This is a genomic window from Lysobacter sp., assembly GCF_035655815.1.
Taxonomy (GTDB): Bacteria; Pseudomonadota; Gammaproteobacteria; order Xanthomonadales; family Xanthomonadaceae; genus Lysobacter_J.
Window position 1 is genome coordinate 16,883 of the sequence record NZ_DASRTS010000020.1, and the last position, 18,811, is coordinate 35,693.

At 68.3% G+C, this 18,811-nt stretch carries 16 protein-coding genes, 1 tRNA gene and 1 pseudogene; 12 read left to right on the forward strand and 6 right to left on the reverse strand.

The genetic code is table 11. The features are described 5' to 3' along the window. Positions 1 to 64 precede the first annotated feature (64 nt). Both fdxA and VFE83_RS04865 read right to left on the reverse strand, forming a co-directional pair. Complete coding sequence (gene fdxA / locus VFE83_RS04860; protein ID WP_324903760.1) at positions 65 to 388, reverse strand: ferredoxin FdxA; 324 nt, start codon at positions 386 to 388, stop codon at positions 65 to 67. A 224-nt stretch (positions 389 to 612) separates the two neighbouring features. After that, positions 613 to 688 (reverse strand) — tRNA-Glu (locus tag VFE83_RS04865). Positions 689 to 830: 142 nt separating this feature from the next. On the opposite strand from VFE83_RS04865, the pseudogene pcnB reads away from it, so the two are divergent. The 6 genes and pseudogenes from pcnB to pgi all read left to right on the forward strand — a co-directional run. Beyond that, positions 831 to 2,135, forward strand: a pseudogene (gene pcnB / locus VFE83_RS04870) (polynucleotide adenylyltransferase PcnB); the annotation flags it as partial. Continuing rightward, positions 2,132 to 2,665 carry a 2-amino-4-hydroxy-6-hydroxymethyldihydropteridine diphosphokinase gene (folK, locus tag VFE83_RS04875; protein ID WP_324903762.1) on the forward strand — a complete coding sequence of 178 codons (534 nt, stop codon included), beginning with the start codon at positions 2,132 to 2,134 and terminating at the stop codon, positions 2,663 to 2,665. The pseudogene pcnB and the gene folK, both read left to right, overlap by 4 nt. Positions 2,666 to 2,692: 27 nt before the next feature. Continuing rightward, the gene (panB, locus tag VFE83_RS04880) at positions 2,693 to 3,511 is read left to right on the forward strand and encodes a 3-methyl-2-oxobutanoate hydroxymethyltransferase (protein WP_324903763.1); all 819 of its coding nucleotides are present in this window, start codon (positions 2,693 to 2,695) and stop codon (positions 3,509 to 3,511) included. A 162-nt stretch (positions 3,512 to 3,673) separates the two neighbouring features. Continuing rightward, positions 3,674 to 4,522, forward strand: coding sequence for a pantoate--beta-alanine ligase (gene panC / locus VFE83_RS04885; RefSeq protein WP_324903764.1), 849 nt, complete (start codon positions 3,674 to 3,676; stop codon positions 4,520 to 4,522). A gap of 147 nt (positions 4,523 to 4,669) precedes the next feature. Continuing rightward, positions 4,670 to 5,050, forward strand: a complete 381-nt coding sequence (gene panD, locus VFE83_RS04890) for an aspartate 1-decarboxylase (RefSeq protein ID WP_324903765.1) — start codon at positions 4,670 to 4,672, stop codon at positions 5,048 to 5,050. A 7-nt stretch (positions 5,051 to 5,057) separates the two neighbouring features. Beyond that, the gene (gene pgi, locus VFE83_RS04895; protein WP_324903766.1) at positions 5,058 to 6,569 is read left to right on the forward strand and encodes a glucose-6-phosphate isomerase; all 1,512 of its coding nucleotides are present in this window, start codon (positions 5,058 to 5,060) and stop codon (positions 6,567 to 6,569) included. A 36-nt stretch (positions 6,570 to 6,605) separates the two neighbouring features. On the opposite strand, the gene queG is transcribed toward pgi, so the two are convergent. Beyond that, positions 6,606 to 7,670, reverse strand: a complete 1,065-nt coding sequence (queG, locus tag VFE83_RS04900; protein WP_324903767.1) for a tRNA epoxyqueuosine(34) reductase QueG — start codon at positions 7,668 to 7,670, stop codon at positions 6,606 to 6,608. A 49-nt stretch (positions 7,671 to 7,719) separates the two neighbouring features. Between queG and VFE83_RS04905 the strand changes: the two genes are divergently transcribed. From VFE83_RS04905 to VFE83_RS04930, 6 genes are all read left to right on the forward strand, one after another. Then, a complete protein-coding gene (locus VFE83_RS04905; protein ID WP_324903768.1) occupies positions 7,720 to 9,219 on the forward strand; it encodes an NAD(P)H-hydrate dehydratase in 1,500 nt (499 codons plus the stop codon). Beyond that, positions 9,219 to 9,695 (forward strand): tRNA (adenosine(37)-N6)-threonylcarbamoyltransferase complex ATPase subunit type 1 TsaE, encoded by a 477-nt coding sequence (gene tsaE, locus VFE83_RS04910; RefSeq protein WP_324903769.1) that lies wholly within the window; start codon positions 9,219 to 9,221, stop codon positions 9,693 to 9,695. The genes VFE83_RS04905 and tsaE overlap by 1 nt, the downstream gene beginning before the upstream one ends. A gap of 87 nt (positions 9,696 to 9,782) precedes the next feature. Then, a complete protein-coding gene (locus tag VFE83_RS04915; RefSeq protein WP_324903770.1) occupies positions 9,783 to 11,495 on the forward strand; it encodes an N-acetylmuramoyl-L-alanine amidase in 1,713 nt (570 codons plus the stop codon). 88 nt (positions 11,496 to 11,583) lie between these two features. Beyond that, positions 11,584 to 13,407: a DNA mismatch repair endonuclease MutL gene (gene mutL, locus VFE83_RS04920; RefSeq protein WP_324903771.1), complete on the forward strand. Its 1,824-nt coding sequence runs from the start codon at positions 11,584 to 11,586 to the stop codon at positions 13,405 to 13,407. Beyond that, a complete protein-coding gene (locus VFE83_RS04925; RefSeq protein WP_324903772.1) occupies positions 13,408 to 14,355 on the forward strand; it encodes a DUF1684 domain-containing protein in 948 nt (315 codons plus the stop codon). Between the two features lie 22 nt (positions 14,356 to 14,377). Beyond that, positions 14,378 to 15,388, forward strand: a complete 1,011-nt coding sequence (locus VFE83_RS04930) for a TraB/GumN family protein (RefSeq protein ID WP_324903773.1) — start codon at positions 14,378 to 14,380, stop codon at positions 15,386 to 15,388. Positions 15,389 to 15,671: 283 nt separating this feature from the next. Here VFE83_RS04930 and rnfB read toward each other — a convergent pair whose 3' ends face one another. The 3 genes from rnfB to VFE83_RS04945 form a co-directional block, all read right to left on the reverse strand. Next, positions 15,672 to 16,079, reverse strand: coding sequence for an Rnf electron transport complex subunit RnfB (rnfB, locus tag VFE83_RS04935; RefSeq protein WP_324903774.1), 408 nt, complete (start codon positions 16,077 to 16,079; stop codon positions 15,672 to 15,674). Between the two features lie 94 nt (positions 16,080 to 16,173). Continuing rightward, the gene (gene metG, locus VFE83_RS04940; protein ID WP_324903775.1) at positions 16,174 to 18,240 is read right to left on the reverse strand and encodes a methionine--tRNA ligase; all 2,067 of its coding nucleotides are present in this window, start codon (positions 18,238 to 18,240) and stop codon (positions 16,174 to 16,176) included. Between the two features lie 114 nt (positions 18,241 to 18,354). Further along, positions 18,355 to 18,789, reverse strand: a complete 435-nt coding sequence (locus VFE83_RS04945) for a DUF2147 domain-containing protein (protein WP_324903776.1) — start codon at positions 18,787 to 18,789, stop codon at positions 18,355 to 18,357. Between the last annotated feature and the right edge of the window lie 22 nt (positions 18,790 to 18,811).

Sequence of the window (18,811 nt, forward strand, 5' to 3'; positions counted from 1 at the left end):
GGCGCCCGTTTTCGTTTGGCCGTCCGGGATGGAGGCCGATGTATTCCTTGCGGAATGCCGGGGTTCAGCGCTCCAGCATGTCCAGCTTGCCGGGCTTGCCTTCCCATTCCTTCGCATCGGGCAACGCGTCCTTGCGGGTGGTGATGACCGGCCAGGCCTTGGAGAGCTCGGCATTGAGCGCGACGAAGGCTTCCTGGCCCGCCGGAACATCGTCCTCCGGGTAGATCGCGTTGATCGGGCACTCCGGCTCGCACAGCGTGCAGTCGATGCACTCGTCCGGGTCGATCACCAGGAAGTTCGGGCCCTCGTGGAAGCAGTCGACCGGGCACACCTCGACGCAGTCGGTGTACTTGCACTTGATGCAGTTCTCGGTGACGACGAAGGGCATGGCAGGGTCTTCCGTAAGAGCGCGCGGAGAAGGGCGGGCGCGTGATCGCAATAGTTTAGCGACTCGGGCAGGCGGGCCCCAAGCTGCGCCTGTTTCGGCAAACGGGCCGGCCGGGCTGATCCAACCTCCCGGCACTCGAGGGCCGAGGCAGCGCGTATGGACTGCGCCGGGCCCAGAAACGACTTGCCCCGCCGCGCTGTTGCGCTGGCGGGGCAAGTGGAATTTGGCGCTCCCTACGGGATTCGAACCCGTGTTTTAGCCTTGAGAGGGCCACGTCCTAGGCCTCTAGACGAAGGGAGCTGATGGTGCGTAAACCCCGCGTCGGCTCTCAACGCAACGCGGCTTGCTAGTATATGCGCCGCTGTTGCCTGCGGCAACGGTCCCCATCGAATTCATGGAATGCGGCGACGCCCGCTCGATGCAACCCGATATCCATACCCAACTGCAGATCATCCCGCGCGACCAGCACAACGTTTCGCGCCGCGACATCAGCCCCAACGCCCTGCGCGTGCTCTACCGCCTGCGCGAAGGCGGCTTCGCCGCGTACCTGGTCGGCGGCGCGGTCCGCGACCTGCTGATCGGCGGGCACCCCAAGGACTTCGACGTCGCCACGAACGCGACTCCGGACGAGGTCAAGGGACTGTTCCGCAACTGCCGCCTCATCGGCCGGCGCTTCCGCCTGGCGCACGTGGTGTACGGCCGCGAGATCATCGAGGTGGCGACGTTCCGCGCCAACAGCGACGACGGCAGCGGCGACCGCGAACTGCACGAGGGCGGGCGCCTGCTGCGCGACAACGTGTACGGCAGCATCGAGGAAGACGCGGTCCGTCGCGACTTCACCGTCAACGCGCTGTACTACGCCATCGAAGACTTCTCGGTGCGCGACTACGTCGGCGGATACGAGGACGTGCGCAACCGCCTGATGCGCCTGATCGGCGATCCGGAATCGCGTTACCGCGAGGATCCGGTCCGCATGCTGCGCGCGGTTCGGCTGGCGGCCAAGCTCGATTTCCAGATCGAGACCGCAACCGCAACGCCGATTCCGCAATTGGCACCGTTGCTGCGCGACGCCGCACCTGCCCGTCTGTTCGAGGAATGCCTGAAGCTGTTCCTGGCCGGCCATGCGGTGCAGAGCTTCATCGGCCTGGAACGGCACGGCCTGCTGCCGGTGCTGTTGCCGGAGACCGCCGCCGCACTCAAGGCCAACCGCAGCGGCGCCCTGCGCCGGATGCTGCTGGAAGGCCTGAAGGGCACCGACACGCGTGTGGCCAACGACGAACCGGTCTCGCCGGCGTTCCTTTTCGCCCTGCTGCTGTGGCCTGCGTATTGCCGCGCATTGATGTCGCTCCAGGCGCAGGGCGTGCATGCGGCCGAGGCGCAGCGTCGCGCGGCGGATCGCGTCACCGTGCACCAGCTGGAAACCATTGCGCTGCCGCGTCGCTTTTCGCTGCCGATGCAGGAAATCTGGCTGCTGCAGACGCGTTTCTCGCAGCGCCAGCGCAAGCGCGTGTTCCGCCTACTGTCGCATCCGCGCTTCCGTGCGGCGTTCGATTTCCTCACGCTGCGGCTGGCGGCCTCCGACGAACACGCCGATGACGTCGCGTTCTGGCGCGAGGCGCAGACCAAGCCGGGCGATGCGCTTGCCGCGCAATTGGATTCGCAGCGTGAGGCGGAAACCTCGGAAGAAGGCGATGCGCCGCGCCGCCGCCGGCGTCGTCGCCGCAAGGCCGGTGCTGGCGGCGAATGAGTTCGGCCGGCGACAGCGTCACCGCCTTCGTCGGGCTGGGCAGCAATCTGGGCGACAGCATCGCGACGCTGCGCAGCGCGCTTGAGGCACTGGGGACGCTGCCCGGCACGCAGCTCGAGCGTGCCTCGCGCCTCTATCGCACCGCGGCCTGGGGCGTGACCGACCAGCCGGATTTCATCAATGCCGTCGCGATGCTGCGCACCTCGCGCACGCCGCGCCAGTTGCTGTCCGACCTGCTCGACATCGAACGCCACGCTGGGCGCAACCGTCGCGCCGACGGCAGCGATCGCTGGGGCCCGCGTACGCTCGACCTCGACCTGCTGCTGTACGGCGCTGAGGTGATCGACGAGCCGGGCCTGCATGTGCCGCATCCACGCCTGCACGAGCGGGCCTTCGTGCTGGTGCCATTGGCGGAAATCGCACCCGATCTGTCGATCCCGCGCGTCGGGCTCGTGCGTCAGGCATTGGCCAGGATGGCACCGGCGGAGGTCCAAGGGGTAACGTATGCGGACCCCCACGACCCGGACTGAGCGCCCCGCCACGGCGCCGCCCCGCCCATGTACACCGGAACCCCCCACGACAAACCCTGGACCGTGCCGGCGCTGGCCGAAGCCAAGCGCGATGGCCGCAGGCTGGTGATGCTGACCTGTTACGACGCCGGCTTTGCCCGGACCATGGACGACGTGGGCATCGACCTGGTGCTGATCGGCGACTCGCTCGGCATGGTTGTGCAGGGCCACGACAGCACGCTGCCGGTCACGATTGCGGACATCGCGTACCACACCGCCTGCGTGGCGCGCGGTCTGGACAAGGCACTGTTGATCGCCGACCTGCCGTTCCAGGCCGACGCCACGCCGGAGCGCGCGCTGGACGCCGCCACACAGCTGCTGCAGGCGGGCGCGGCGATGGTCAAGCTGGAAGGTGCGGGCCACAAGCTCGACGTCGTCCGCTTTCTGGTCGAACGCGAGATTCCCGTCTGTGCGCACCTCGGGCTCACGCCACAGTCGGTGCTGCGCCTGGGCGGCTACAAGGTTCAGGGCCGTGATGAAGCTGCTGCGACGCGCCTGCGCGAGGACGCGCGCGCGGTGCAGGAGGCCGGCGCGGCGATGCTGGTGCTGGAATGCGTGCCGACCCCGGTTGCGGCCGCCATCACCGCCGATCTGCACATCCCGACCATCGGCATCGGCGCCGGGCCGCAGTGCGACGGCCAGGTGCTGGTTCTGCACGACCTGCTGGGCGTGAACTCCGGTCACCGCCGCCCGCGCTTCGTAAAGGATTTCCTGGCCGAGGGCGGCTCCGTCGCGGGCGCCTTCGCTGCGTACGCGAAAGCCGTGCGCGACGGCAGCTTTCCGGATGCCGAGCATTCCTACGCCTGACGCCCGGGCGAATCTTTTCTGATTCACGCAGATGACGCGGACGAAGAACTGCGATCCTGGTCGGCAGTCACTGTGATCGGCGCTAATACCTTTTAGAGCTTTGTCCGCGTTATCTGCGTTGATCTGCGTCGAACAAGTCTGCGTCCAACAACGACCGCCAACATGATCGAAATCCTCAACGAACTCGAAGCGCTGCGTGAGCGCGTGCGCGACTGGAAGCGGGGCGGGCTGCGCGTGGCTTTCGTGCCGACGATGGGCAATCTGCACGACGGTCATTTCTCGCTGGTGCGGCTGGCGCGCACGCGGGCGGACCGGGTCGTGGCCAGCGTGTTCGTCAATCCGACCCAGTTCGGGCCGAACGAGGATTTCGCCCACTACCCGCGCACGCCGGAGGCAGATGCCCGCGGGCTGGAAGCCGCCGGTTGCGACGCGATGTGGCTGCCTTCCGTGGAGACGATGTACCCCTACGGCGTGGACGCGACGGTGCGAGTGCAGGTGCCGCGCGTGACGGAGGTGCTGGAGGGCGCGCATCGTCCCGGCCATTTCGATGGTGTCGCCACCGTGGTGTCGCGACTGTTCAACCAGGTGCAGCCGGATGTGGCGATGTTCGGCCGCAAGGACTACCAGCAGCTCGCGGTGATCCGCTACATGGTCCGCGACCTGGCGTTCCCGATCGAGATCGTGGGCGCTGACATCGTCCGCGAGACGAACGGGCTGGCGATGAGCTCGCGCAACCAGTATCTCTCTGTGGAGGAGCGGAGCCAGGCCGCCGCCATCCACCGCTGCCTGCAGGTCATGGCTGACGCCATCCGGGCAGGGCATCCACGGGAAGCCGTCGAGCGCGAGGCCCGCGAGCGACTCGTCGCGGACGGCTTCGCGCCGGATTACGCCGTGGTCCGCCGGCACGACCTGACCGAGCCGGCTGACGGCGATGCGGGCCCGCGGGTGGCCCTGATCGCCGCCCGGCTGGGCCGGACGCGCCTGATCGACAACCTCGAATTCGACGCCTGAAGGGCCGTCCCGGCGAGTATCCGGCGGTGATCTGAACCGTTCCACGGCCGGCGCCAATCCGGCTGCCCCGTGGATGTTGCGCTGCGCCATGCGCTGCTAGACTTGGCGTCTCACACGCCCGCACGTCCGCGGTCGGAGCCGGAATCCATGCACCTGAACGTCCTCAAGGCCAAGATCCATCGCGCCACCGTCACCCACGCCGAGCTGCATTACGAAGGCTCCTGCGCCATTGATGGCCGCCTGCTCGACATCTCGGGCATCCGTGAGTACGAGCAGATCCACATCTACAACGTCAACAACGGCCAGCGCTTCGTAACCTACGCCATCCGCGGCGAGGAAGGCAGCGGTGTGATCTCGGTCAACGGTGCCGCGGCGCACTGCGCCCAGCCCGGCGACCTGGTGATCATCTGCGCCTACGGCGTGTGCGACGAGGCCGAGGCCGCGAAGTACAAGCCGACGCTGGTCTACGTGGACCGCCACAACGCGCTGACCCACACCAACCGTTCGATGCCCGCACAGGCCGCCTGATCGACGAATGAGCAACCACGCCAGTCTGAGCCAACTTCGCGCCCAGGCAGGGCGTGTGACCCGTCACCCGCTGCAGAAGCTGATCGCCGAGGATCCGGCGCGCGCCCGCGATTTCGCGCTGCGCGTCGGCCCGGTCTACGCGAACTTCGCCCGCCAGCATTACGACCGCGAAGCGCTCGACGCGCTGTTCGCCCTCGCCGAGGCGGTCGATGTATCGGGACGCCTGCAGGCGCTGTTCGACGGCGCAAAGATCAATCTCACCGAAGGCCGCTCGGTCCTGCACACCGCGCTGCGCAGCGACCTGTCGGATGCGCCGGTCGCGAAGCAGGCACACACGCAGGCAGTGGAAGCCCGCAAGCGCATGCGCCAGCTCGTCGAGGTGCTGGCCGGCAGCGACATCACCGACGTCGTCAGCGTCGGGATCGGTGGTTCGGATCTCGGGCCGCGGCTTGCAGTCGATGCGCTGAGCGGACCCGGGCCGGGTCGCCTGCGCGTGCATTTCCTTTCCAACGTCGATGGCCATGCGGCGCAGCGCGTGCTTGCCGGGCTCGACCCCGCGCGCACGGCCGCCGTGCTGATCTCCAAGACCTTCGGCACGCAGGAGACGCTGCTCAACGGCGCGATCCTGCGCGACTGGCTGGGCGGCACGGAGCGGCTGTACGCGGTTTCGGCCAACGTCGAGCGCGCCGCCAAGACGTTCGCGATCCCGGCCGAACGCATCCTGCCGATGTGGGACTGGGTGGGCGGACGTTATTCGCTGTGGTCGGCGGTCGGGTTCCCGATCGCGCTGGCAATCGGCATGGACGCGTTCGAACAGATGCTCGCCGGCGCCGCCGAGATGGACGCGCACGTCCTGAACACACCGCTGAAGCAGAACCTCGCCGCGTGGCATGCGCTCACCTCGGTGTGGAACCGCAATGGCCTGGGCTACGCAACGCAGGCCGTGCTGCCCTACGACGAGCGCTTGAAACTGCTGTCCAACTACCTGCAGCAACTGGTGATGGAGAGCCTGGGCAAGTCGGTGCGCACCGACGGCTCGCCGGTCGAGGCGGACACCGTGCCGGTGTGGTGGGGCGGTGCGGGCACCGATACGCAGCACAGCTTCTTCCAGGCACTGCACCAGGGCACGTCCATCGTGCCTGCCGATTTCATTGGCGTGGTCCGGGCCGATGCGCCGTATGCCGACAACCATCGCGCCCTGCATGCGAACCTGCTGGCGCAGACCGAGGCATTCGCCAACGGGCAATCGAGCGACGATCCGCACCGCGCCTACGCGGGCGGCCGCCCAAGCACCATGATCCTGCTCGATGCGCTCACGCCGCACTCGTTCGGCGCGCTGCTGGCGTTGTACGAGCACAGCGTCTACCTGCAGTCGCTGGTGTGGGGCATCAATGCGTTCGACCAGTTCGGCGTGGAGCTGGGCAAGCAGGTCGCCAGCCGCCTGTTACCCGCGCTCGCCGGCCAGGCCGATGCGGACGATCCGGTCACGCGCGAGCTGTTGCAGCGCTTGCGCGGCTAGCCCGCGCCGGCACGGCAGTCCGTTATTCCGCGAGGTTTACGCGGCGCGATGACGCCGCAATGCCCATTCGATGTGCTCACGCACCAATGGTGTCGCCGTCTCGCGGCGCGCGCGTAGCGCGTCGATGACTTCGGGCGTCGGCGGCGCGTTACCCAATGCTACGGCGATGTTGCGCAGCCAACGCTCGTAACCGCTTCTGCGGATCGCGGATCCTTCGGTGCGCTGCAGGAATTCCTGCTCGCTCCAGCCGAACAGCTGCACCAGCGTGGCCTTGTCCAGGTCATTGCGCGTGCGGAAGTCGGGTTCGTCCGTGCGTTGGGCGAACTTGTTCCACGGACAGATGAGCTGGCAGTCGTCGCAACCGAAGATCCGGTTGCCGATGGGCGCGCGCAGTTCCTCGGGGATCGGGCCTTCGTGCTCGATGGTGAGATACGAAATGCAGCGCCGCGCATCCAGGCGATACGGCGCGACGATCGCCTGCGTGGGGCAGATGTCGATGCAGCGCCGGCAGGTGCCGCAATGCGGCGTGGCCGGCTCGTCGCTGGGCAGCGGCAGGTCGACGTAGATCTCGCCCAGGAAGAAGAGCGAACCGCCGTCCTTGTCGATCAGGCAGGTGTGCTTGCCGATCCAGCCCAGTCCCGCATTGCGGGCCAGCGCGCGCTCCAGTACCGGCGCGGAGTCCACGAACACGCGATGGCCGAAGGGGCCGACCTCCTCGGCGATACGGTCGGCGAGCCGCTGCAGGCGCTGGCGCATGAGCTTGTGGTAGTCGCGGCCCAATGCGTAACGCGCGACGTAGGCGCGCTCCGCGTCATCCAGCGTGGCCCAGGCTTCGTCCGGATCGCGCCCGTAATCCAGGCCGACGGAAATCACCCGCAGCGTGCCCGGATGCAGCTCCTGCGGCCGCGCGCGCAGATCGCCATGACGCGCCATCCATTCCATGGAGCCGTACAGCCCCTGCGCCAGCCAGTCGCGCAAATGCGCTTCATCCTGGCCGAGCTCGATACCGGTGATGCCGATGCGCTGGAAGCCGAACTCGCGCGCCAGCTCGCGCACGCGCTGCGCCAGCGCGGCGTAGTCGGGCGGGGTGACGGGGGGCAACGGCGGTGATGCGGAAGGTTCCACGGCCCTGCAAGTATAGAATCGCGCGATGCCCCACGCCGCCGCCCCGTTTGCAGAAGCGCTGTTCGACGCGGCGGCGCTGCGCCGTGTCGAAGTCGCCGCCGCGCGCCGCCTGGGCGACCCGTTCGAGCTGATGCGCCGGGCCGGCCAGGCCGCGTGGCGGGAAGTGCTGGCGCATTGGCCGCAGGCTGGGCGCATCGTGGTGCTGTGCGGTCCCGGCAACAACGGCGGCGACGGCTATGTGCTGGCGCGCCATGCACACGAAGCAGGACGCCACGTGACGGTGGTGCGGCTGGATGAACACGCACCGCGCGGCGAGCTGGCGGTGCGCGCCGCCGCGGAGCTGGAATCGGCCGGCGCGCAGGTTCGCGTGTTCGACGGAGTGCTGCCGCCGTGCGACGTGGTCGTCGATGCGTTGTTCGGCATCGGCCTGTCGCGCGAGCCCGATGCATCGACGCGTGCACTGATCGAGGTGGTCAATGCGTCGCGAGTGCCGGTGCTCGCGCTCGATGTGCCCAGCGGTGTCGACGCGGACCGCGGCAGCGCGCCCGGTACCGCCGTACTGGCCACACGCACCCTGGAATTCGTCGCGCCGAAGGCGGGCCTGCGGACCGGCCCGGCACTGGATCACGCAGGAACGCTTTCGCTCGCCTCGCTGGATGTCACTGCGCGCGACTTCGAGCAGGCAGCGCCGTATGCGCAGCGCCTGTCGGCGGTCGATCTTGCGCGCTGGCTGGCGCCGCGGCCGCGCGACAGTCACAAGGGACGCAACGGCCGTGTGCTGTGCGTCGGCGGCGAGCACGGCAGCGGCGGCGCGATCATGCTTTGCGCGCAGGCCGCGCTTCGCGGCGGCGCCGGTCTCGTCGAAGTGGTAACGCGCGAACGCCACATCGCGCCGCTGCTCGCACGTTTGCCCGAGGCGATGGTGCACGAGGTCGGCGACGACCGCGCGATGCACGACGCACTGGATCGCGCCGATGCGGTGGCGCTGGGGCCGGGCCTCGGCATGCACGAGTGGGGTCAGCATCTGTACGAGCGCGTGATCGCCAGCGGCAAGCCGTTGCTGCTCGATGCGGACGCGTTGAACCTGCTCGCGACGCGGCCGTTCGCGTTGCCTGCGGACACGGTGATCACGCCGCATCCCGGCGAGGCCGCGCGCCTGCTCGGCATCTCCACGGCGCAGGTGCAGGCGGATCGTTTCGGTGCTGCACGTGCGCTGGTCGAACGCTATGCGTGCGTCGTTGTCTTGAAGGGCGCCGGCAGCCTCGTTGCGGTTGCGCACGAAACGCCTCGAGTCATTGTCGCAGGCAATCCGGGCATGGCGGTAGGCGGCATGGGCGACGTGCTCAGTGGTGTGATCGCAGCGTTGCGGGCACAAGGCATGAGTGCGTTCGACGCGGCTGGTTGCGGCGCGTTGCTGCACGGTGCAGCTGGCGATGCCGCAGCGCATGACGGCGGCGAGCGCGGCCTGCTGCCGAGCGACCTGATGCCGTGGCTGCGTCATTTCGTCAATCCGGAGCGGACATGATGAGTGATCGGTGGTTGCCCGATGCCGATGCGACCGATGCACTGGGCGCGGCGCTGGCGCATACGCGTCCCGCGCATGCGGTGGTGCATCTGCACGGCGACCTGGGTGCGGGCAAGTCGACATTGGCGCGCGCGCTGTTGCGCGCGCTGGGAGTGCAGGGGGCGATCCGTTCGCCCACCTACACGCTGGTCGAGCGATATCCGCTCGCCGAGGGCGGAGAGGCGTGGCACCTCGACCTTTATCGCATCTCCGACCCCGGCGAACTGGAGTTTCTCGGCCTGGACGGCGCGGAAGTGCGCCTGTGGCTGGTCGAGTGGCCGGAACGCGGGACCGGGCATCTGCCGGCAGCGGACCTGACGGTGCACATGTCCATGCAGGGGCGCGGGCGGCAGGCCCGGCTGGAAGCGGGCAGTGGGATCGGGGCGGAGTGGATAGACCGCCTCACGGTCGCCCACGGAGTTGCAGCCGACTCCTGAACGGAACCGCAGGAAAGTCCGGCAGGTGCCGGATTCGTAAGGAAAAAGTGCTTGCAAATTCATCAGGCCGGTGCTTGACTACCGGCCATGCGTGTCAAGGCCGCCACCGTCCAGAAATGTCTGCTCGGCCTCGCGCTGCTGGCGGCCCTTGCATGGAACCTGTCCCACGCCAGTGAAATCAAGGGCTTGCAGCTGAGCTCCGGTGCCACCGGCACCCGCGCCGAGATCGCCCTCGATCGCACCTCCGAATACAAGGTCATCAGCCTCAAGGGGCCGGACCGGTTGGTCATCGACATGCCGGCGTCCAGCCTGGCGCGCGGCGTTCGCTTGCCGGCCGCCACCGGCGTGGTGAAGTCCGTGCGTACCGGCGAGCCGACGCCCGGCACCGCGCGTGTGGTGTTCGATCTGGCTCAGCCAGTTGCGGTACTGAAGCCCCGAATCGAACAGGGCGCTGACGGTCCGCGCCTGGTGCTGGAGTGGCCGGGTGATGGGCCGACCGCTGGTTCGACGTCGGTCGCTGTGCAGGTTGCCGCTCCGGTGCCTGTGGCTCCCGAGCCGGTTGCTGCCTCCGCGTCCGCTCCTGCCCCCAGCGCAACCGAGCCGAAGGTGGACCCGTCTGCCGCCTCCGCTGCGGCGACGACCAAGCTGATCAGCGAAATCGTGGCCTCGCGCAATGCCGCGACCGCCCCGGCCTCGGCCAACCCGGCGCCCACCGCGACCGCCGCAACGAATGTTGCGCCTCCGGCGACGTCTGCGTCGTCGACGTCGGGGCCTGCGACGTCCACGCCTTCGACGCCCGTCCCTGCTGCGACTCCGAACGGCCCGGCGTCAGGCGTCGCCACGACCACACCGTCGAAGATGCCGGTCGCCACGACCATCGCCACCGGCGTTCCCACCCGCATCGCGACCGGCGTGCCCACGCCGATGCCGGGCTCCACCGCAGCGAACACGGTCGCCACCGCGCCGCCGTCGCCGGCTGCCGCGCCCGACGCCGCGCAGGCGCCGGTGAAGACCATGAAGGACATCATGCGCGGCCGCGGCATGCGTCCGCTGGTCATCGCCATCGACGCCGGCCATGGCGGGCAGGACCCTGGCGCGCTCGGGCCGACCGGCAAGCGCGAGAAGGATGTGACCCTGGCGATTGCGCGCGAGCTTGCGCGGCAGGTCAACGCCACGCCGGGCCTCAAGGCCTACCTGACCCGCGATACCGATGTCTTCATCCCGCTGCCGCGGCGCGCACAACTGGCGCGCCAGGCGAAGGCCGACATGTTCATCTCGATCCACGCCGACGCCGCCGAGAACCGCGCCGCGCGCGGGTCGTCGGTGTACGTGCTGTCGCTGAAGGGCGCGTCGTCGCAACGTGCGCGCTGGCTGGCCGACAAGGAAAACGCGTCGGACCTGATCGGTGGCGTGCGTCTGGAACAGACCAGCAACACGCTGGCCTCGGTGCTGCTGGATCTCACCCAGAGCGGCCACATGCGCGCGTCCGAGGACGCGGCCGGCCACGTGCTGGACGGCCTCAAGCGCGTGGGTGCCAATCACAAGCCGCACATCGAGCGCGCCAACTTCGCGGTGCTGCGCACGTCCGACATGCCGGCGATGCTGGTGGAAACGGCGTTCATCTCAAACCCGGAAGAAGAACGTCGCCTGATCGATCCCGCGCACCAGCGCAACCTGGCGCGTGCGGTGCTCGATGGGGTCAACACGTATTTCACCCGCCAGCCGCCCCCGGGCACGCTGTATGCGGCGCGCGCCGACGCGCAGTACGCGGAAGCGGGCGCAGGCGGCGGCAGCCTCTGATCCACCTGTCTGCCGCCACCGGCCGCAGGCCGCGTCGGCTATCATCACCGCCGATCCTTCCGACGATGCGCAACGCGTCGCCCTGGCCGTGACGATCCGCCAACTCCCCGACACCCTCATCAACCAGATTGCCGCCGGCGAGGTCATCGAGCGACCGGCGTCCGTGGTCAAGGAACTGGTCGAGAACGCGCTCGACGCCGGCGCCCGCCGCATCGACATCGACCTGGAGGAAGGCGGAGTCCGCCTGATCCGCATCCGCGACGACGGGCAGGGCATCGCCGCCGAGGAACTGCCGCTGGCGATCTCCCGTCACGCCACCAGCAAGATCGCCTCGCTGGACGACCTGGAGGGGGTCGCCACACTGGGGTTCCGCGGCGAGGCGCTGCCTTCCATCGCGTCGGTCAGCCGCTTCGCGCTCACCTCACGCCGCATCGGCAACGAGCATGCGGCGACGCTAGAAGTGGACGGCGGCCGCGTCGGCCAGGTCGTGCCGCGTCCGCATCCGCAGGGCACCACGGTCGAGGTGCGCGACCTGTTCTTCAACGTGCCCGCGCGCCGCAAGTTCCTGAAAGCCGAGCGCACCGAGCTGGGGCACATCGAGGAATGGCTGCGCCAGCTCGCGCTCGCGCGTCCTGACGTCGAGCTGCGCGTCTCGCACAACGGCAAGCCGTCGCGCCGGTGGAAAGGCGAGGGCGATCTCCTCTCCGAAGTGCGCCTGCACGAGGCCCTCGGCGAGGAGTTCGCGCGCAATGCGCTGCGGGTCGAGCACGCCGGCGCAGGCCTGCGGCTGCACGGCTGGATCGGCCAGCCGGCCTATAACCGGGCCAGTGCCGACCAGCAGTACCTCTACGTCAACGGTCGTGCGGTGCGCGACCGCAGCATCGCGCACGCCATCAAGCAGGCGTATGCCGACGTGCTGTTCCATGGGCGGCAACCGGCCTACGTGCTGTTCCTGGAGCTGGATCCGCGCCGCGTCGACGTCAACGTGCATCCGGCCAAGCACGAAGTGCGCTTCCGCGACGCGCGCCTGATCCACGACTTCGTGTACCGCACGCTGCAGGATGCGCTGGCGGAAACGCGTGCGGGCCAAGTGCCGGGCGTCGCGGTTGCCCACGCTGCCGAATCGTCCGCCATGGGCGGCGGTTCGGCTGCACAGCCCACGTACTCCTATTTCGACCGTGCCTCGCAGGCACCGCTGCCGATGCAGGTTGCCGAGGCCCGTGCGGGCTACGCGGCGCTGTACGGCGCAACGTCGGTCGGCCCGGCGATGGCGACACCGCAGCCGATGTACTCGCCGGCACCGTTGCCCTCCAGCGGAGATGCCACGCTGCCGCCACTCGGCTACGCCATCGCGCAGCTGCATGGCATTTACATCCTGGCCGAGAGCGCCGAAGGCCTGATCGTGGTGGACATGCACGCCGCACACGAGCGGATCGGCTACGAGAAGCTCAAGGCCGCGCATGATGGCGAGGGTCTGCGCGCACAACCGCTGCTCGTGCCCGCTTCGCTGGCGGTCTCCGAGCGGGAGGCCGAGGTCGCCGAGCGCGAAGCCGCGACGCTGGCGGCACTGGGGTTCGAGGTCACGCGCAGCGGCCCGCAGTCGCTGACCCTGCGCAGCGTGCCCGCATTGCTGGCCCATGGCGACGTCGAGGCGCTGCTGCGCGACGTGCTGGCCGATTTGCGCGAGCACGGCGAATCGCGGCGCGTCGCCGCGGCCCGCGACGAACTCCTCGCCACCATGGCCTGCCATGGCGCCGTGCGTGCGAACCGCCGTCTCACCTTGCCCGAGATGAACGCCCTGTTGCGCGAAATGGAAGCGACGGAACGTTCCGGGCAATGCAATCATGGGCGTCCGACATGGGCACGCTTCACGCTGCCCGAAATGGACCGCTGGTTCCTGCGAGGACGTTGAATGACTGCATATGCGAAGGGGGCGTTGCTGCTGGCCATGCTGTGCGCGGCCACTGCATGCGGCAAGCAGGGCGAGGAGGCTGCATCCACCGAACAGAAGCAGGCCGCGCAGGCCGCCTTCGACCGCGAACTGGAACTCTGGCGGCAGCAGCGCGTCGCCGACCTGACCCGTCCCGACGGCTGGACCAGCCTGGTCGGCCTGCACTGGATCGAGCCCGGTGCGCATTACATCGGCTCCTCTGCCGGTAACGGCATCCAGCTCGCGGTGGGGCCGGCGCATTTCGGCATGATCGAGCTTGGCAACGGCGGTCGGCTGCGTTTCGTGCCGGAGTCCGGTACGCCGGTGCTGCTGGACGGCGAACCGCTGAAGGGCGAGGTCATCCTGCGCGCAGACGACGCGCAAACCGGCCCCAGCGTGCTCACGTTCGACGAGGGCAAGGGCATCGCCACGGTTATCAAGCGCGGCAACCGCTACGCGCTGCGCGTGAAGCATGCCGATGCGGCCACCCGCACCGGCTTCCGCGGCCTGGAGTACTGGCCGGCGAGTGCGGACTGGCGCGTGCAGGGTCGCTTCGTCGCCAACCCGCCGGGCAAGACCCTGGAGATCGCCAACATCATCGGCACGACCGATCCGGTGCCGAACCCGGGCGCGATCGAGTTCGAGCGCGACGGCAAGACCTACCGCATCGAAGCCCTGGACGAAGGTGCCGAGACCCTGTTCCTGGTGTTCGCCGACCGCACCAGCGGGCACGGCAGTTATCCGGCGGGGCGTTTCCTCGACGTGCCCAAGCCGGGCGTCGGCGGTACGGTGCTGCTGGATTTCAATCAGGCGTACAACCCGCCGTGCGCGTTCACGCCGTTCGCGACGTGCCCGTTGCCGCCAGCCGAGAATCGCCTCGACCTGGCCATCCAGGCGGGCGAGAAGACCTACAAGCATGCCGCTCCCTGATCCTGCCGAGGACGTCCGACCGATGCGCCGACTGAAGATGTTCTGCCTGTCGCTGCTGGCTGCCGCCGGCCTGATGTCCGTTGCGGTCGCGGTCGAGCAGGCGAAGGTGCCTGCAACGCCTGCAACGCCTGCGGCGGCTGCCGCGCCCGTTGCTGCAGCCAAGGCGCCGCCGGTGCCGCTCCTGTGGAAGGTGTCGGATCGGGACAACGCGGTCTACCTGCTGGGCTCGTTCCATCTGCTCAAGCCGGAGGACTATCCGCTCTCGCAGGATGTGGACCAGGCGTTCCAGGCGTCGGACAAGGTGGTGTTCGAGATTCCGCCGGAACAGATGCTCGATCCGGCTACCGGACAGAAATTCCTCGCCGCGGCTTCGTTTGCCGATGGCCGCACGCTCAGCCAGGTGCTGCCGGCCGCGACGCGCGAGAAGTTCAACCGCATCCTGGCCCAGCGCGGCGCGTCCGTTGCACAGTTCGACGCCTACGAACCGTGGTTCGTGAACCTGTCGCTGATGATCGGCATTTCGCAGCAGATGGGCTTCAGCGCGGACAGTGGCCTAGACCAGCGACTCATGCAGCAGGCGATGGCGAGCAAGAAGCCGACGGGCGGCCTGGAGTCCATCGACACGCAACTGCAGGTGCTCGACGGCAGCCCGATGACGGAGCAGGTCGCGTCGCTGAAGGAGTTCATCGACAAACCCACCGAGATGCCGGGCATGCTCAACGACCTGCACGGCGCCTGGCGCGCAGGCGATGTCGCGCGTCTGGACACGTTGGCGCGCGAGGAGATGAAGGACAAGACGCCCGAGACCTATCGCATGGTCAATGTCGAACGCAACGACGCGTGGGTGCCGCAGATCCAGGAGATGCTGGACGGCGTGAAGAAGGGCGACACGCTGGTGGTCGTCGGCGCGTTGCACCTGCTGGGCAGCGATGGCGTGATCGAAAAGCTGCGCGCGAAAGGCTACACGGTGGAGCGCGTGTGCTCGGCGTGTGCAGCCACGGGAGCCGCAGCAGGAACAGCGGAGACGAAGTGACGTTCGGGCAGTGACGTGCGGGCGGGCGTCGCTGTTCGACCGCTCTCCCGAGATTCCGTTCATCGTTCCCGCGCGCATCGCGTCACGTTGCGTTACAGCGCTCTAGCCGTCATTCCCGCGAAGGCGGGAATCCATCCTTCAGCGGCGAGTCCGGCATTCGAAAGCCGAGTGCATGCGTACGAGTGCAATCCGCTTGCATCGGACATGACAAACCGGTCCGCTGGATTCCCGCCTTCGCGGGAATGACAGCTGGGAGAGCTTCGAAGTAATGCCGGCGCTGTGCCTACGTCGGCATCAGCACGATGCAATCCACCGGACAGGCGGGGACGCACAGCTCGCAGCCCGTGCACAGCGGGTCGATGACGGTGTGCATGTGTTTCGATCCGCCGATGATGGCGTCCACCGGGCAGGCCTGGATGCATTTGGTGCAGCCGATGCAGTCGGCTTCGACGATCAGCGCGACCTGCGGCGGCTTGTGTTCGCCACGCGTGCGATCGAAAGGCCTGGGCGACACGTCGAGCACGCGTGCCAGCGCGCGCGCACCGGTGTCGCCACCCGGCGGACAGCGGTCGACGTCTGCCTCGCCGCGCGCCATCGCCTCCGCGTAGGGACGGCAACCCGCGAACCCGCACTGGCCGCATTGGGTCTGCGGCAGGATGCGGTCGAGGCGTTCGGTGAGGTCGGAGGCCATCGCCTTGGTCGGTGGTAGGAGCCAGCTTGCTGGCGACCGGAATCGCCGGATCGAGCTCGCCAGAAGGCCGGCTCCTACGAGCAGGGTGCGCGGTTCAGCGTACCGGCATGCCGGGCTGCACGCCGGCGTCGGCATCCAGCAGGAACAGCGAGCCGCCATCGAAGCCGGCGGACAGGATCATCCCCTCGCTCACGCCGAAGCGCATCTTGCGCGGCGCGAGATTGGCGATGAACACGACGCTGCGGCCAACCAGCTTCTCGGGCTCTCCATACGAACCGCGAATGCCGGAAAAGATCTGCCGCTTGCCCAGCTCGCCCGCGTCCAGTTCGAAGCGCAGCAGCTTGTCGGAACCTTCGACGAATTCGCACGCGACCACGCGGCCCACGCGCAGGTCGAGCCTGGCGAAGTCGTCGATGCCGATGTATTGCGAGTCGGCAGCTGCGGCGGCAGGAGCCTTGGCGCTCTGCTCCGACTTGGCGGTAGCGGGCTCGGTCTTCGGGGCTTCGGACTTCAGCGAGTCCTTCGAGGCTTCGATCATGTTCTCGATCTGCTTGGGGTCGATGCGGGTGAAGAGCGGGGTGTAGCTGGCGATGCGGTGCGAAAGCAGCGGCGCGGCAACGTCGCTCCAGGTCGCGACCGGAGCGGCCAGGAAGGCTTCCGCCTGCGCGCTCACGCGCGGCAGCACCGGCTTGAGCGCGGCGTTGAGCACGCGGAACAGGTTCAGCCCCTGCGTGCACACGGCCTGCAGCTGCGCTTCGGCGCCATCCTGCTTGGCCAGCACCCACGGCTTGTGCTCGTCGATGTACTTGTTGGCCTCATCGGCCAGCGCCATGGTCAGGCGCAACGCGGTGGCGGCCTCGTTGCGCTCGTAGGCCTGCGCGATAGGCGCGAGCTGCTCGACAAAGCGCGCGTACATCGCGCTGTCGGGCAGCGCGTCGGCGAGGTGGCCATCGAAGCGCTTCTCGATGAAGCCGGCACAGCGGCTGGCGAGATTGACGAACTTGCCCACGAGGTCCGCGTTCACGCGCGCGACGAAGTCGGCCAGGTTGAGGTCCAGGTCGTCCACGCCGCCGGTGGTCTTGGTGGCGTAGTAGTAGCGCAGCGCCTCCGGATCGAGCCCGGCTTCGAGATAGGTGCGGGCCATCACGAAGGTGCCGCGCGACTTGGACATCTTGGCGCCGTCGACGGTGAGATAGCCGTTGACATGCAGCCGCGTCGGCGCGCGGAAGCCGGCGCCGCGCAGCACCGCCGGCCAGAACAGGCCGTGGAAGTTGACGATGTCCTTGCCGATGAAGTGGTGCAGCTCGGCCTGGCTGTCGCGGGTGAGGTATGACCAGAAGTCCAGCCCTTCGCGTTCGCAAAGCGCCTGGAAGCTGGACAGATAACCGATGGGCGCATCCAGCCACACGTACAGGTATTTGCCCGGATGGCCCGGGATCTGGAAGCCGAAATACGGTGCGTCGCGCGAGATGTCCCATGCACGCAGGCCGCCGTCGGCATCCAGCCATTCCTGCAGCTTGGCCTTCACGCTCGGCAACGCGACGTCGCCGGCCAGCCACTCGCGCAGGAAATCCTGGAACTGGCCCACCTCGAAGAAGAAGTGCTCCGACTCGCGCAGCTCCGGCGTGGCGCCACTGATGACCGAACGCGGTTCCTTCAGCTCGGTCGGCGAGTACGTCGCGCCGCAGTTCTCGCAGTTGTCGCCGTACTGGTCGGGCGTGCCGCAGTTCGGGCAGATGCCCTTGACGTAGCGGTCGGGCAGGAACATGCCCTTCACCGGGTCGTACAGCTGCGCCACCGAGCGGCGGCCGATGTGGCCGTTGTTGTCGAGCTTGGTGTAGATCGCTTCGGTGAGGATGCGGTTGCGCTCGGAATTGGTCGAGTCGTAGTGGTCGAACGCCACACCGAACTCGGCGAAGTCGCGCTCGTGGCTGGCCTGGATGCCGGCGATGAAGGCCTCCGGCGTGGTGCCGGCCTTCTCCGCGGCCAGCATGATGGGCGTGCCGTGGGTGTCGTCGGCGCACACATACCAGGCCCGATGGCCGGCCATTCGCTGCGCACGGCACCAGATGTCGGCCTGGGTGTAGCCGACCAGGTGGCCGAGGTGCAGGTGCCCGTTGGCGTAGGGCAGGGCGCAGGTGACGACGAACTCGCGGGACATGGCAAACCGGACGGCGAAAAGAGCCGGGATTATCGCATGCGCGCCGTGTTCACCTGCCGCAAACGAAAACGCCCCGGCATCGGCCGGGGCGCTGGATGGTGCTGAAGGAAGCGCTCAGCGGCGCTGCCAGGTCTGCGTGCGGCCGAGGAGCGAGAAACCCATGAAGCCGCGGACTTCGAGCTTCTTGCCGTCGTCCACCGGCGTGACCTTCACCGAATAGACCTTGCCGCTGGCCGGGTCGAGGATCTGGCCGCCTTCCCACGTGTCGCCCTTCTGCTTGATCCCCCACAGGATGACCATGCCCTTGACCGGCTTGTCCTTGCGGTCGCCCGAGCACTTGTCACAGACCGGGTTGGGACCGCGATCCGACTGCAGTACCTCGGTGACGCGCCCGGCGAGGCTGCCGTCCTTGGCCTGGTAGATCTCGACCACGGACTTGGGCTTCTGGGTCTTGTCGTCGATGGTGGTCCAGGTGCCGACCGGCGTGTTCTGGGCGAACGCGCTCAGTGGCAGGAGCAGCAACAGCAGGGCAAGCAACTTGGTACGCATGGTCCCCTCCCAGGGATTGAGT

What these genes read in the sequence shown, in the direction of transcription:
- panD (WP_324903765.1), top strand. Translation starts at nt 4,670, where the DNA reads ATGCACCTGAACGTCCTCAAGGCCAAGATCCATCGCGCCACCGTCACC.
- pgi (WP_324903766.1), top strand. Translation starts at nt 5,058, where the DNA reads ATGAGCAACCACGCCAGTCTGAGCCAACTTCGCGCCCAGGCAGGGCGT.
- fdxA (WP_324903760.1), bottom strand. Translation starts at nt 388, where the DNA reads ATGCCCTTCGTCGTCACCGAGAACTGCATCAAGTGCAAGTACACCGAC.
- panC (WP_324903764.1), top strand. Translation starts at nt 3,674, where the DNA reads ATGATCGAAATCCTCAACGAACTCGAAGCGCTGCGTGAGCGCGTGCGC.
- VFE83_RS04915 (WP_324903770.1), top strand. Translation starts at nt 9,783, where the DNA reads ATGCGTGTCAAGGCCGCCACCGTCCAGAAATGTCTGCTCGGCCTCGCG.
- panB (WP_324903763.1), top strand. Translation starts at nt 2,693, where the DNA reads ATGTACACCGGAACCCCCCACGACAAACCCTGGACCGTGCCGGCGCTG.
- folK (WP_324903762.1), top strand. Translation starts at nt 2,132, where the DNA reads ATGAGTTCGGCCGGCGACAGCGTCACCGCCTTCGTCGGGCTGGGCAGC.
- tsaE (WP_324903769.1), top strand. Translation starts at nt 9,219, where the DNA reads ATGAGTGATCGGTGGTTGCCCGATGCCGATGCGACCGATGCACTGGGC.
- VFE83_RS04905 (WP_324903768.1), top strand. Translation starts at nt 7,720, where the DNA reads ATGCCCCACGCCGCCGCCCCGTTTGCAGAAGCGCTGTTCGACGCGGCG.
- rnfB (WP_324903774.1), bottom strand. Translation starts at nt 16,079, where the DNA reads ATGGCCTCCGACCTCACCGAACGCCTCGACCGCATCCTGCCGCAGACC.
- VFE83_RS04930 (WP_324903773.1), top strand. Translation starts at nt 14,378, where the DNA reads ATGCGCCGACTGAAGATGTTCTGCCTGTCGCTGCTGGCTGCCGCCGGC.
- metG (WP_324903775.1), bottom strand. Translation starts at nt 18,240, where the DNA reads ATGTCCCGCGAGTTCGTCGTCACCTGCGCCCTGCCCTACGCCAACGGG.
- VFE83_RS04945 (WP_324903776.1), bottom strand. Translation starts at nt 18,789, where the DNA reads ATGCGTACCAAGTTGCTTGCCCTGCTGTTGCTGCTCCTGCCACTGAGC.
- VFE83_RS04925 (WP_324903772.1), top strand. Translation starts at nt 13,408, where the DNA reads ATGACTGCATATGCGAAGGGGGCGTTGCTGCTGGCCATGCTGTGCGCG.